The organism is Clostridium sp. AM25-23AC (genome assembly GCF_003435125.1).
In the GTDB taxonomy this organism is placed as follows: Bacteria; Bacillota; Clostridia; order Lachnospirales; family Lachnospiraceae; genus Pilosibacter; species Pilosibacter fragilis.
In genome coordinates this window covers 54,619-67,847 of the sequence record NZ_QWGI01000013.1, presented here as the reverse complement: position 1 = coordinate 67,847, position 13,229 = coordinate 54,619, and the positions used below count along the sequence as shown (strand labels likewise).

Sequence of the window (13,229 nt, the reverse complement as noted above, 5' to 3'; positions counted from 1 at the left end):
CATCCACCGAAATTATGTGGAAAGTTGTCCACCTCGAGAAATGCCGATTTCACGCCATTTCGCAGTTATACACCAAGTTATCCACATTATCCACAAGTTTTTTCCTCCCCATCGGTGGATTTTACGGTTCCTTAATATTTGTTTTATTTTTGTGAACATCTTATAAAATTTACATTTCCGACAACTTTTTTGCCCAATCCCATTGACAAACCGGGAAGGCTTCATATAGTTTTTGAGCTTTTATACACCTTTTTTTACCTTTTTAAATTTTCTCATTTTTTATGTATTTTGGTTGTCTTTTACAGAATTTTGTGTTATACTTAAGTCATCCCAAACAAAGGAGTTGATTTTATGCGTTACACGATCAGCGGAAAAAATATCAACATTACACCAGGCTTAAAAGATGCCGTGGAAAGTAAATTAGGAAAACTGGAGCGCTATTTTTCTCCTGATACTGAAGTACAGGTAACATTGAGCGTAGAGAAAGGACGTCAGAAAATAGAGGTTACGATTCCTGTTAAAGGCAGCATTATCCGAGCTGAGCAGGATTCCAGCGATATGTATGTATCTGTTGATCTCGTTGAAGAAATTATCGAGCGTCAGATCAAGAAATATAAGACAAAGATCGTTGACAAAAAGCAGAACGCCTTAGCATTTAACGAAGCCTTCCTTCAGGAAGAATCCGAGCCGGAGGAGACCGTTAATATCGTAAAGACAAAACGTTTCGCAATGAAACCGATGGATGCCGAGGAGGCTTGCGTACAGATGGAACTCTTAGGACACAACTTCTTTATGTTCCTCAACGCTGATACAAACGAAGTCAATGTAGTTTATAAGAGAAAAGGAAACTCTTACGGACTCATTGAACCGGAGTTCTAAAGAATCCTGAAACTTAATAAGAATGAATAGCCGGGCGGCAGCGTTGATGTGGGAAACCGCACAGTGACTGAAATGCCAGGCAGCAAAAATACAGGCGGTACTTGATTTTAGATTAAGTACCGCCTGTTTATTATGTTTAGATGCCCTTTATCAGTTGCCAACTATTCTTTTCTTCATTTTTGAGTTTCCTTTGCACATGCCGCGCAAGCCTCACATGCGCTCTTTGCGACCGCCATACCGCCCATGGAAGTCTCCCTGAGTTCTGACGGAATCGACCGTCCCACCGCATACATGACACCGATGGTCTCGTCAATCGGGGTGATGCTCTTGATTCCCGCCATAGAAAGTTCCGCGGAGATCAGAGCATTTGACGCCCCCATGGCATTCCGGTTCTGACATGGATTTTCCACAAGTCCGCCGACGGGATCACAAACAAGTCCCAGAATATTCACGATCGCGAAGGATGCCGCGTCGAGACACTGCGCCGGTGTTCCGCCGAAAAGCTCCACAGCCGCTGACGCTGCCATGGCACTGGCCGCTCCCACCTCCGCCTGACATCCGCCCTCTGCTCCGGCTGTCGTGGCATTTCTCGTAATGAGGTATCCCACTGCCGCCGCGTTAAATAACGCCTGGCAGATCTCCTCATCCGTAAATCCGTAGTTTTCCTGCAGGGAACAGCAGACTCCCGGAATTACACCAGAAGAGCCAGCCGTCGGTGCCGCAACGATGAGTCCCATGGACGCGTTGACCTCGAGAACGCCCACCGCATAGGCGATCGCCTTTGAAACCACATCCCCACAGAGATTCTTCTTATTTTCCCTCAGCGTGTGGAGCTTTCTGCTCTCCCCGCCGATCATGCCGCCCATGCTGACGATATTTTCCTTTAACGGCTTCTTCGCCGACGCCTGCATGATGGACCATGCTTTCTTCATTTTCGCCCTTGTCTTCTCCGGATCCTGCTCCAGAAACGTGGTTTCCCGCTCGAACATGGCCTCAGAGATCTTTTTATTTTCCTTTTCGCAGTACTCTAAAAGTTCTGCACCATTTATAAAATTCATCGTTTCTCCCCCCATCAGTCCAGATTGATCGCCGGAACCAAAAGAACGTTTTTCACAGCCTCAAACCCCCGCAGCGCGTTAATCACCTGGCTGGAGACCATAGTATCCACCTCGATGATCGCGTAGGCCATCTTGCCCTTGCTCTCGCGGTAAAGGCGCAGGGAACCGATATTTAAGTCGTAAGCGCTCAAAACGGCCGTCACGAACGCCAGCGTACCCTTTTTGTCGATGTGCTGGACAACAATGGTGCTGTAATTTCCGGTAAGATCAACATCGACGCCGTTTAACCGCGTGATGACCGCATTTCCGCCGCCAATGGACTTTCCGCGCAGGGACATCTCATTTCCATTTTCGTCCTTTACATAAATGTCCACCGTATTCGGATAGATCTCCTTATCTGTGAAGTTTTCCTCGAAGGTAAAGTCAAGTCCTGCCTCTTTCGCGTGCTCAAAGGAATCGCGGATCCTTTCATCATCCGGGTGATATCCAAGGATTCCGCCGACTAATGCACGGTCTGTTCCGTGTCCATGGTAGGTACGGGCGAAGGATCCGTAGAGCACAAAGCGCACCGCCGCCGGCTTCTCCACCATTTTTCCGGCAATAAAAGCGATCCTCAGTGCCCCAGCCGTGTGGGAGCTTGATGGTCCGATCATGTTCGGCCCCAGAATGTCGAACGTTCCGATCTCATTCATACGTGTTTCCTCACTTTTACATATTGTATTTTGTTGTTCCGCAGGTCTGCGCACCTGCCGCGCTGACCATAAAAACATAAGCTGAATGGCAAAAATTCCTATCTAAAATGAATTTTTACATACCTCTTTAAAGGCTCTGAGAAGTTATATCTTCTGCCTTCATATTTTGGATTTGTATCCGGCATTTTCCCGGAACCCGCATAAATGCTTGCGAAGCGCGTATTTAAGCCATTTTTCGCATATGCAGTAACTTCTCATATCGTGGCATAAAGTGGCATATTTTGAAAAATTTTGTCGTAAATCTGTCGTAAAAAATCCATCATTTCTGACTATGAAAGTCTCAGTTTTCCTTCCAGATTTGCAAAAGAATTTTTCTATGCCGTTGCTTCCGCATAGATATTCATCGTGGTCGAGATATCCGAATGCCCCATGATTTCCTGAATGACTTTCAGATTGGTTTCATTTTCGCAGAAGCGGGTACAGAACGTGTGCCTCAGATTGTGAACTGAAAAATCCCGAATCAGCAGTGGCTCCCGTTTTTCCTTTTCAGCCAGTTTCACTTCATCCCGATTGTGATCTCTTATAATCCGTTTAATTGCACGATTTATAGTCATCGGGTTATGAAGATTCTGCTCCCTGTTCAGAAAAACAAAATTGGAATATCCATCTATCGTCGGAGATTTCAGCTTGAACCGTTTCTGATTCTCACGTTCCTGAAGCAACGCTTCCCTCACCTCTGACAGCATCGGAACTACACGATTGCCAGCGTTCGTTTTGGGCGTTGTAAGACGGAACCGCCAACCATCGTAGTCACGGAAACGGTAAATAACATTATGGTTGATGAAAATCTCATTATTCTCAAAATCACAATCATTCCATCGAAGACCAATCGTTTCACCAATCCTACATCCCGTTCCAAGCAGAAATGTAAACAGTGGCATCCAGTGGCTATAAATCGGCGAGGTTGAAACAAACTGAACAAATGCTGCCTGTTCTGCCTCTGTCAGTGCATGCCTTTGTGGCTTCTCCCAACAATGGCTTTTCTTGATATCACCCTTAAGCCCGTCTGATGGATTACAGCGAATATAACCATCTCTCACCGCCAGTGTAAATGTCGGATGCAGCAATGAATGGATAATCTCCAGGCTGTTCGGTTTAAAACTCAGGTCATTGATCAAGTAATTATAAAATTCCCGAATATCAGAATACTTAATCAAGCTGATTTTCCGCATTCCAAATTTCATACGTACGAACTTATCGTACATATACTTATAATTCGATCTGGTGGATTCTTTCAGTTCCGTCTTGCCACTGAAATAGATATCAAAAACATCATTTAAAAGGATGTTCTGATTTACAAAAAGGATTCCATCCTCCACGTTTTTCTCGGCCTGTTTCCGCTTCTCCCGAAGTTCCTTTAACGTTCCAGCATACACACTATGCCTGCGGCCATCTGCACCTTTATATTCGTAGCTGCCATCTTTTCTCTGGCTCTCACCGTCTTTTAAAACGCGTCCCTTTGAATCTTTTCTTGAATCTTTCATAAGTTCTCCTTCCATTTCCATGGAAAGAGCTTTGCTTAAGATATATTTTTGTTTAGCAGAGTTTGGATCCAACCGGAATCTTATCATCCAGCATTAACAGGTTCACAATCTCATCTTCCCCTTCTTGCATTCAGCAGAAAGAAACATGCCATGGGATACAATTCCCATCATAGCTCTCGGCGGGATGTTGACAATCGCAACTAAGGTCTTGCCAACCAGTTCCTCCGGTTCGTAATATGAATGCATTCCGGAAAGAATGGTACGATCTGTTCCGCTACCATCATCTAATGTAAACTGCAGCAGCTTTTTGGATTTTTTCACTGCAACACAGTCTTTTACTTTTACCACTCTCATATCTGATTTGCAGAATGTATCAAAATCGATATCTGCTGCATCATAAGGCTCTACTACAACCTTTTCTGCATCTTCTGTGGAAGTCTCAGCGGTTACTTCCTCTTTCTCTGCCATTTTATCCATTTCCGTTGGCTTTGTCTCCTTTTCTCGTCTTCTCAAACAATATTTTACACTAAGGCGGTATGATCGTAAACAAGTTCGATTGATCCTGTGAATTTTGAATTTTTCGTTACAACAATAAACATACTATGATTCATCGTGTAGCAACCATGTACCCTTTTTGGAAGGACCTACATGTTCCACCAAACCATCTTTCTTCATTTTATTGATATGATACCTGACTCCGGCCACTGATAATCGCATCTGATCTGCGATTTTCTTCACAGTAATCGTTGGCTGTTCTCGCATGATTTCCAGAATCCTGGTTGCGGTTTCCGCATTAGCTTTTTGTTTTTTAATGTTAGTATTGGTTTTTGTGTTAGTGTTAGTGACTTTTTCTGTGTTAGTTTTTATGTTAGTGTTAGTGACTTTTTTTGTGTTAGTCTTTATGTCCGTATCTCTTTTCCGATACATGTTTACCCTAAAATCCCCATCAAAATCAATCAGTTCTGGTTCAGGCAAACCATATTCCGCACAGGCCTCAAACAATCTCGGTATTCCGGTTCCCCATTTCTCAATAATTTTCATATAGGCAAAGGCTCTTGCAATTGCAGGATTTCTCGGTTTTGAATACCCCACCATCATTTTAGAAATGGTGACATTATTTAGGAGCATCCCAGGCGAAGTTACTTCCAGTCTATCATCAAACAATGCCACCTGAATACTCCCCTGTTCGAGATAGCTACGATGTGCTACAGCATTTGCAATAATCTCGCGAATACTGTCTGTTGGCAATTCATACACATCCTGTCTGTACATACCCTTTATCGTCATTCCCATATTGATTTTTTCAAGGACATACCGATATGCAGCTTCCATCTGTTCCTGAATGGGACCCTCAAATTCTCTCCTGTCAACAAAATACGCACGGTTTGTTCCTTTAAACACACCACACTGGATAGTAGGCTGCTGTGGCATTCTTCCAGTTAAAAGAGCATATGCATTTGTGGGATATATACCACCTTCAGACTCCTTCAGTACACCCCAGGAAATCAATGTGTTCTTGGTTACCTCTTTTATCTTCGCCTTCTCACTATCCTGCCATGTGTTGGCAAGAGCAGTTTCTTTCATACTTTTGCAAAGTTCATTGATGTCACTATCTGAAACCGTCATGTTCTGGCATATTTCACTATCAAAGTGGCGATTCTGCCCTTCTAAAATCAGTTCCTTTAGCATATACCCTTCCACATGTCTGGTTGTGCCAGATGCTCTTACATAAGTACCATCAATCATCCCCTGTGATTTTATATAATATGGACGCTGTGCACCTGGTAAAATTTCTACAACAATCACCGTTTTATCTTTAACTGTCTGTAAAGCCACATCCGGTCTGATGGCTGGTTCACACGCATCAGAAATTGCGTTGGTAATGGCATCCATGGTTTTATAAATATTTTCCGTATTCATTCCCACAATTTCTAATGTCTTATCGTCTACTCCGAAAACAATCTTGCCACCTTTACCATTGGCAAAAGCCACCACTGTTTTCATATATTTTTCGCTCTTATCAGGTACCGTCACCTTATACTCGATATTCTTTGATTCGCCAGAAAACAGCATGTTTTCTTTCATAGCAATTACCTCTTAGAGTTCTATGTTTACAATGCTTCTCATCAATTCTATCCTTAATCAGTTTATTTATTCTTTATCATCTTTTCTGCATCTTCTCTTCTAATACAATAATATATATAATATACAGGGGGTGGTAATCATACCTTAGCCAAGCGCTTCCCAGGTTTTTCAATATCCTTTTTTATACTTTTGTCGTAAATCTGTCGTAAATGACCAATTTTTCATCATCGAAACACCCTGCAAAGTCTTATTTTAAGCTATTCTAACTTATCAACAGACTTCATTGTCGGGATTTTTACACACTGCACTATTTCTTATTATACACAATAAGGAGCTGTTTTTCCACAGCTCCTTATTTTTTCTTTATGATCTTTTCTTTTATCTTTTACCCAGTTATCCTGAAGATCAATGGACATCTGCTGCTGGAACAGATTGCTGCATAATAAATTCCTGCAGCTCTTAATCTAAGAAGGTAACCGCTTTCGCCGGAGTACGGTAGTACGCCGTAGAAATAATAATGCCGGTCTTTGATGTGCTGGCGTGGATGATCTTTCCGTCGCCGATGTAGAGGGCAACGTGGTTGATCGTCTTTCCGCTTGCGTAGAATAACAGGTCGCCCGGCTGGATCTGGTCGAGGGAGATTTCCTTGCCGTTTGCCGCCTGGTCTCTTGAGGTACGTCCGGTCGTCACACCGAAATGCTCAAAGATACGCATCGTAAATCCGGAGCAGTCAGCTCCGTTCGTTAAGCTTGTCCCACCGTATACATACGGATTGCCAAGGAACTGTTTCGCATATGCAACGATCGCGGTGCGGACTGCGGAATTGTAGACTGCGCTTCCCGGACCGTTCTGGGTACTCTGATATGAGCCGGAGGTTCCTGTGCTGCTGCCGGTGGAAGTTCCGCTTCCGCCGGGGCCTGCGGTACTGCCGGTATCCTGATTTCTGGTATTCTGGCTTGTGCCGGTCTGGGGGCTCTGGCTGCCCTGACTATTCTGTTCTTTCGTCGTTCCGTTATCCGCGTTCGGATTCTGGGCAATCATTCCGATCGTGGAGGACGGGGTGTCCTTATTTGCGGACGCAGTCTCCTGTCCTGCTTCTTTCTTTAACGCTTCGACCTTCGCGATAGCGTCCTCCGCCTCTTTCCTGATCCTTGCGTCCTCTTCCGCTTTCTGGCGCTCTTCCTCGACGCTCACGGCCTGCTTGAACTCCACGCGCTGGGTGACATAATCTTTATGTACATATCCGCTCAGGGATTCATCGACCTGGATCTCGATGAAGTCTCCCTCTTCCTTCACTTCCAGGTACTCAGCGTCCTTGGAAAGTGTGGTGAGTACCGCACTGTCGGTGCTCGGCTGTTCGCGGAGTCTTAAGCTGTCAGCGCTTACCGTCACATAAACCGTACCTATATCTTTCGCGATCCTCTCCGCATCAGCGCCGGTAATAAAGTATTCGGATTTTATGTAACCGGTCACGTTACCGGACTTGATCTGATACCAGGTTCCGCCTTCTCCGTCCACTGTAGCTAAGATCGTTGCTGCGCAGTTGTTGTAGATCTTGCCGACGATACTGCTGGAGGTATTCGCCTCGGAACGGATATTTACATAGTTGCTGACGTGGGAGATTGCCACGTTGTCATAAGCCGACTGTTTATTTCCGACGGTGGTAAGTCCCGTTCTCTCACTCACCTGCACCGAAAGGGTTTCCGCCGCATAAGCGATCTGCGGCATCATGAGCGCCACGCTCAGACCGCAGACCGCGATAATTCTTCCTGCTCTGTTCATAGATCGTTTTTTCTCCTGTCTATCTGCTGCCGCTGCCGTATCATACGGAATTTTCAGTTCAGAAAATTCCTACTCTATACCATACAGGTACTGTTCTACAGACGCAACGCAATTTGCCCCGTCTGCCACTGCCGTAACGACCTGGCGGAGCGCCTTTGTACGGACGTCTCCTGCCGCGAAGATTCCCGGAACATTCGTCTTTCCGTCCTCCCCGGCCGCAATATATCCTGCCGGATCCATATCTACGGATCCCTTAAATTCTTCACTGTTCGGGGTGATTCCCACTGCGACGAACACGCCGTCCACAGCCAGATCTCTCTTTTCCCCGGTCTTTTTATTGAGAAGCTTCAGTGTCTCCACTTTTTCCGTTCCACAGATCTCCTCCGGCACAGTATCCCAGAGAATTTCCACGTTTGGAAGCTCCATCAGGCGCTTCTGCAGGCTCTTCGCTCCGCGGAATTCATCTCTCCTGTGGATCACGTAGACCTTCTCACAGAGTCTCGCAAGGAAGATCGCGTCCTCAAGGGCAACATCCCCGCCTCCGACCACCGCCGTTATCTTTTTCCGGAAGAACGCGCCGTCGCAGGTCGCACAGTAGGAAACGCCTTTTCCCGTAAGCTCTGCCTCCCCCGGGATGCCAAGCTTTCTGTGGTGGGCACCGGAAGCGATAATGACCGCTTTCGCGAGTCTCGTCTCCTTTTTTCCCACTACCTGACGGATCACAGGCGGGTGTCCCGCTCCCGCTTCTGCCGCCTCTAAGACTTCGTTCTCATCCGCAAGGTCCGCGGTCTCAATTTTTAAGACCGTATCCTTCGCAAACTCCACGCCCAGCTTATCGGCATGCTCCCGGAATTTCATTCCCAGATCGAAGCCGCCGATCCCCGGAAGTCCCGCATAGTTGTCTACCTCATATGTTGTAAGCACCTGTCCGCCGCTCATCATCTCTCTTTCAATCACGAGGGTCTTTAACTCCGCACGTTTTGCGTAGATCGCAGCCCCGAGTCCCGCCGGACCGGAACCGATAATGATCAAGTCATAGATCTGTTCCATGATGCCTCCAATCTCAGTATTTACACCTGTTTCCTATCGTCTTCTGTCCGCACCACGCGGTCAGTCAGCACACAATGCGGCTTCTATAGTATAGCACCATACATATCTATTATACAATCAATTTTCCCGGAATTTAAGTGGCATTCCTGTGGCAAAATTTACCATTAATATGATGTGAGAAAACGCAGACATGCAAGTGAGTATGACCGCATTTTCCTTAAGGGCGTTACCGATAAATTTCAGGAATTGACCTTCATAATATTTTGGCATAGTGAATTGTCCTGAATTTATAAAACTATTGATGTCTTTCTGTTATAATTAAGATACTGTCAGCAAATCAAATGATAGCTGCATGGGAAGAGCCCCATTCGTTTCCTGCAATTTTTTTGAAAAGAGAATCGCAGCTGCACATATATATCAGGCTGCGGTACACATTATGATTTTCAACAAAGAAGAAAGAACCTACTGGATCGAAAGCTACAAGAACTTCCCAACCTCAAACATCTCCGACGCAATGGATAACCTCGGTCTCCGCTCCGGAGTCGTCCTTGGACTCCACCCGTTAGATGTTTACCAGCCGCGTACCGCAGGCTTCGCGAAGACACTCCGCCAGATGCGCAGAAAAACCGCTTTCGACGGGAAATCTCTGACAAAACAGGCTTCCATTATCGACAGCCAGGCGGAGTACGGTGACCTTCTCGTCATTGAGGCCAATATCCGCGGCGGAATGAGCTTAAATGAGGCAAGACTGCAGAAATAACCATATCGAAGCCGAAAGCCATGACTGCATTGATCCTGATGCGATCATGGCTCTCTTATTTACGCGAACAACGAGCCAAAGTCCATGCGCTGCCCGGACTGCAGTGGATTTTTCCGGAATCCTATTGTAATTCCGGTGTTATTCCCTTAAAATATGCATATCTGCCGTTTTCATCAATCCTCGGAATTCTTATAGTCCGATCATTTCCGGCAGCTGTGATCTCATCAAAAAGCAACGTAACTATTCAGTACCTTCATAGTTACGTGCAAAAATCCATTCCAGATCAGCTTCGCTGATGGGATTTTTGCCTTCCAGCCTATGTTTTCTTACGGTCAGCGCAGCAAGTGCGCAGACCTACTGAACAGTTACAAAGCAACAAAGTTTTATACGCAAATAGGAGTTCATTATGAAAGAAACAGTTCTCGTCACCGGCTCATCCCGCGGGATCGGACGGGCGGTGGCTTTAAAATTTGCTTCCTGTGGATACCGGATCGTGATCAACTGTGCCCGAAGCACAGATCGGTTGGAAGAAGTGAAAAAAGAAGTTGAGGCGCTGGGCGCAGAGTGCCTGGCGGTACAGGCGGATGTCGGAAATTCGAATGACTGCCAGCGTCTTTTTAAGGAAATCGAGTCCCGCTTCGGCCATGTGGATGTCCTCGTAAACAACGCCGGAATCTCCATCATCGGCCTTTTACAGGATCTAAGTTTCGAGGACTGGAACCGAATCCTCTCCGCGAACCTGTCCTCTGTCTTCCACTGCACGAAGCTGGCGATTCCGGGAATGATCCACAACCACAGCGGAAAAATCATCAATATCTCCTCCGTCTGGGGCGTCTGCGGTGCCTCCTGCGAAGCGGCCTACTCTGCCACAAAAGGCGGCGTCAACGGTCTCACCATGGCCCTCGCCAAGGAACTCGCCCCCTCCGGCATTCAGGTGAACGCTATCGCCTGCGGGGCCATTGATACGGAGATGAACGGATTTTTATCTGATGAGGAGCATGAGATGCTCTTAGACGAGATTCCCACCGGCCGCATGGGAAAGCCGGAGGAAGTCGCAGATCTCGTCATGAAACTCGTAGAAGCACCGGATTACCTGACCGGTCAGATCATAAAAATGGATGGTGGCTGGATCTGATCCGGCCACCATTTCTTTCTGCTTTAAAAACGCAGACAATCCTGCAGATAACGCGCATGCGCCTGAAGCGCAGCAATAATCTCCTGTCTTCTCTTCTTTATCATCGGACTCATTCCCGTCAGGCTCACACTTCCAAACAATTCATTATGATATCGATTAAAGATCGGCACTGACAGCGCTGATACTCCGGTAAAAAGAGCGTCGTATTCTTCTGAATATCCATTTTTACGGATCCGGTATAACTCCACGTCAAAATTCTTCTGCTTATCCTCGAAAGACTTCTGGAACGGTGTCATCGGCATTCTTTCCAGATATTCCGCTCTTTCTTTTTCCGATAAATATGCCAACAGAATCTTTCCGCTTGCAGAATCATACAGAGATATCTGTGGTGACACACGCTGAACAATAAAAGGGCAGTTTGTCGGTTCAGTTGTGTCAATCACTCTCAATTGCTTTTCTTCCATTGCAAACATGGTTCCGTTTAACTGGAACTGATTACTTAACGCCAGCAGTCTGTCATGACCCCGGTCAATGCACATGCTCTGGCGCGTCCCGGCAGCGAGACAGGCTTTGTTAAACAGCGCCGCCCCCAGCATATACTGCCCATTTCCATTCTGGCTGATATATCCATTCTGGTAAAGCGTACTCAGGATTCCATGGACTGTGCCTTTGTTCAAATTGAGCTGATTGCTGATCTGTCCCAGCGTCAGGGCAGAATTTGTCATCGTAAAGCAGTTCAGTATGTTGATCGCACGCTGAACCGATTGGATCTGACGTTCCGTGGCCTTTGTATTCTTTTCCGTAACATTTTTCGATTCATCCAATGGCAAAATACATCCTCCTGTCAAACAGAGTTTGATATTGTCAAAAGCAAGTTGACAATTATTGTCATTTTATCATTCCTATGCTATATTGTCAACACAGTTACAAAAGTTCCATTTTTTCGGCCGAATAACTAGAACATTCATATCAATCAACTAAAAAAGGAGAAAAAAGCATGGTGAATTCCAATAATGTCACTCGTAAATTTACTATGAAAGAAAAACTTGCTTCCCTTGGTCCCGGCTTTGTGATCGTGGGATCATTCATCGGCCCCGGAACCGTAACAAGCTGTACACTGGCAGGTGCAACTTACGGTTTCACACTTTTCTGGTGTGTTGTCTTTTCCGTTATCGCAGTTATCGTCATGCAGGGTATGGCGGCAAGGATCGGTATCATCACTCAGGAAGGTCTCGCAGAAAACATGAAGCATGACTTTGCAGACCGTCCGCTTCTTCGAAACATTTTATGTGGCCTTGTCATCATCGCGATCACCATCGGCGGACTCGCATATATGGGCGGTGACCTTACCGGAACGGCAATGGGAGCCAGCGCACTGACCGGTGTTCCGACAAGAATCATGGCTCCGATCTTAGGAGTTATCGTTCTGATCGTTCTCCTCTTTGTCGGTGATGCTGTTAAATATCTGGAAAAGCTTTTAAGTGTATGTGTCACCTTAATGGCAATCGTCTTTCTTATGACAATGCTCATTGTTCGCCCCGATTTTGGCGAACTGCTCCGAGGCTGCATCCCGACAGTCCCGAAGGGCGGACTGATGACATGTCTTTCCCTCATCGGAACGACCGTTGTTCCGTACAACATGTTCCTGCATGCTGCAAGTGCCCAGAGAACATGGCATACAAAGGAAGAACTTCCGCTCTGTATGTTTGGCACAACCGTACCGATGATCATCGGCGGTGTTATCACAGGTTCCATTATGATCACATCCGCAGTGGTTATGCGCGGCATGAGCGTTAACAACGCAATGGATATGGCTGTACAGCTTGAAGGTACACTCGGACGTTTCGCTCAGCCTTTCATGGCATTAGGACTTCTCTCCGCAGGTATTTCCAGTGCGCTCTGCTCTCCGATCAGTGTCTCTTACGTATTAGCCGGACTTTTTGACTGGAAGACAGACGGCTCCGATAAACGTTTCTTAGGAACAAGCGCAATCATTCTGATCGTCGGAATTATTATTTCCGCAATTGGCACCAACCCGTTAGCACTGATCATGACTGCTCAGGCTGTAAATGGAATCGCACTCCCGGTCGTTGTAGGTGTTACTCTTTACCTTGCAAGCCGTCAGAGAATTATGGGTGAATATAAGAACTCCATGCTCCAGAACATTATTGGCCTGATGATCTTTGCGATCTCACTGATCCTTGGTATTTCAAGTTTTATTGGTGTTTTTGCCGGTTAAAGCAT

The 13,229-nt window shown here is 46.1% G+C and carries 12 protein-coding genes; 4 read left to right on the top strand and 8 right to left on the bottom strand.

The features are described 5' to 3' along the window. Positions 1-351: 351 nt before the first annotated feature. Positions 352-879: a ribosome-associated translation inhibitor RaiA gene (gene raiA, locus DW677_RS09575; RefSeq protein ID WP_015553800.1), complete on the top strand. Its 528-nt coding sequence runs from the start codon at positions 352-354 to the stop codon at positions 877-879. A gap of 173 nt (positions 880-1,052) precedes the next feature. Here the strand turns inward: raiA and sdaAA are convergent, their stop codons facing one another. The 7 genes from sdaAA to trxB form a co-directional block, all read right to left on the bottom strand. Continuing rightward, positions 1,053-1,937, bottom strand: a complete 885-nt coding sequence (sdaAA, locus tag DW677_RS09570; protein WP_117503186.1) for an L-serine ammonia-lyase, iron-sulfur-dependent, subunit alpha — start codon at positions 1,935-1,937, stop codon at positions 1,053-1,055. A gap of 14 nt (positions 1,938-1,951) precedes the next feature. Continuing rightward, entirely contained in the window at positions 1,952-2,629 is a 678-nt protein-coding gene (gene sdaAB / locus DW677_RS09565; RefSeq protein ID WP_015553802.1) for an L-serine ammonia-lyase, iron-sulfur-dependent subunit beta, read from the bottom strand. 374 nt (positions 2,630-3,003) lie between these two features. Next, the gene (locus DW677_RS09560) at positions 3,004-4,173 is read right to left on the bottom strand and encodes a tyrosine-type recombinase/integrase (RefSeq protein WP_117567052.1); all 1,170 of its coding nucleotides are present in this window, start codon (positions 4,171-4,173) and stop codon (positions 3,004-3,006) included. 102 nt (positions 4,174-4,275) lie between these two features. Further along, positions 4,276-4,641: a methionine--tRNA ligase subunit beta gene (locus DW677_RS09555; RefSeq protein ID WP_242990578.1), complete on the bottom strand. Its 366-nt coding sequence runs from the start codon at positions 4,639-4,641 to the stop codon at positions 4,276-4,278. Between the two features lie 132 nt (positions 4,642-4,773). Continuing rightward, positions 4,774-6,258 carry an RNA-binding domain-containing protein gene (locus DW677_RS09550; RefSeq protein WP_117567050.1) on the bottom strand — a complete coding sequence of 495 codons (1,485 nt, stop codon included), beginning with the start codon at positions 6,256-6,258 and terminating at the stop codon, positions 4,774-4,776. A 459-nt stretch (positions 6,259-6,717) separates the two neighbouring features. Next, positions 6,718-8,040, bottom strand: a complete 1,323-nt coding sequence (locus DW677_RS09545; RefSeq protein ID WP_117567048.1) for a C40 family peptidase — start codon at positions 8,038-8,040, stop codon at positions 6,718-6,720. Between the two features lie 69 nt (positions 8,041-8,109). Continuing rightward, on the bottom strand, positions 8,110-9,090 hold the full coding sequence (gene trxB / locus DW677_RS09540) for a thioredoxin-disulfide reductase (RefSeq protein ID WP_015553807.1): 981 nt from the start codon (positions 9,088-9,090) through the stop codon (positions 8,110-8,112). Between the two features lie 436 nt (positions 9,091-9,526). Here trxB and DW677_RS09535 point away from each other — a divergent pair, with 436 nt between their 5' ends. Beyond that, positions 9,527-9,850 carry a hypothetical protein gene (locus DW677_RS09535; RefSeq protein WP_147324201.1) on the top strand — a complete coding sequence of 108 codons (324 nt, stop codon included), beginning with the start codon at positions 9,527-9,529 and terminating at the stop codon, positions 9,848-9,850. 403 nt (positions 9,851-10,253) lie between these two features. After that, on the top strand, positions 10,254-10,985 hold the full coding sequence (fabG, locus tag DW677_RS09530) for a 3-oxoacyl-ACP reductase FabG (RefSeq protein WP_117567047.1): 732 nt from the start codon (positions 10,254-10,256) through the stop codon (positions 10,983-10,985). Positions 10,986-11,008: 23 nt separating this feature from the next. Here fabG and DW677_RS09525 read toward each other — a convergent pair whose 3' ends face one another. Beyond that, positions 11,009-11,815, bottom strand: a complete 807-nt coding sequence (locus DW677_RS09525; RefSeq protein WP_117567045.1) for an IclR family transcriptional regulator — start codon at positions 11,813-11,815, stop codon at positions 11,009-11,011. Positions 11,816-11,982: 167 nt separating this feature from the next. Between DW677_RS09525 and DW677_RS09520 the strand changes: the two genes are divergently transcribed. After that, a complete protein-coding gene (locus DW677_RS09520) occupies positions 11,983-13,224 on the top strand; it encodes an Nramp family divalent metal transporter (protein WP_015553811.1) in 1,242 nt (413 codons plus the stop codon). The last annotated feature ends 5 nt before the right edge of the window (positions 13,225-13,229 follow it).

Bases quoted from the DNA above. Each gene is read 5' to 3' on its own strand.
- DW677_RS09545 (WP_117567048.1), bottom strand. From the start codon at position 8,040: ATGAACAGAGCAGGAAGAATTATCGCGGTCTGCGGTCTGAGCGTGGCG.
- DW677_RS09535 (WP_147324201.1), top strand. From the start codon at position 9,527: ATGATTTTCAACAAAGAAGAAAGAACCTACTGGATCGAAAGCTACAAG.
- raiA (WP_015553800.1), top strand. From the start codon at position 352: ATGCGTTACACGATCAGCGGAAAAAATATCAACATTACACCAGGCTTA.
- DW677_RS09550 (WP_117567050.1), bottom strand. From the start codon at position 6,258: ATGAAAGAAAACATGCTGTTTTCTGGCGAATCAAAGAATATCGAGTAT.
- trxB (WP_015553807.1), bottom strand. From the start codon at position 9,090: ATGGAACAGATCTATGACTTGATCATTATCGGTTCCGGTCCGGCGGGA.
- sdaAA (WP_117503186.1), bottom strand. From the start codon at position 1,937: ATGAATTTTATAAATGGTGCAGAACTTTTAGAGTACTGCGAAAAGGAA.
- DW677_RS09520 (WP_015553811.1), top strand. From the start codon at position 11,983: ATGGTGAATTCCAATAATGTCACTCGTAAATTTACTATGAAAGAAAAA.
- DW677_RS09555 (WP_242990578.1), bottom strand. From the start codon at position 4,641: ATGGCAGAGAAAGAGGAAGTAACCGCTGAGACTTCCACAGAAGATGCA.
- sdaAB (WP_015553802.1), bottom strand. From the start codon at position 2,629: ATGAATGAGATCGGAACGTTCGACATTCTGGGGCCGAACATGATCGGA.
- DW677_RS09560 (WP_117567052.1), bottom strand. From the start codon at position 4,173: ATGAAAGATTCAAGAAAAGATTCAAAGGGACGCGTTTTAAAAGACGGT.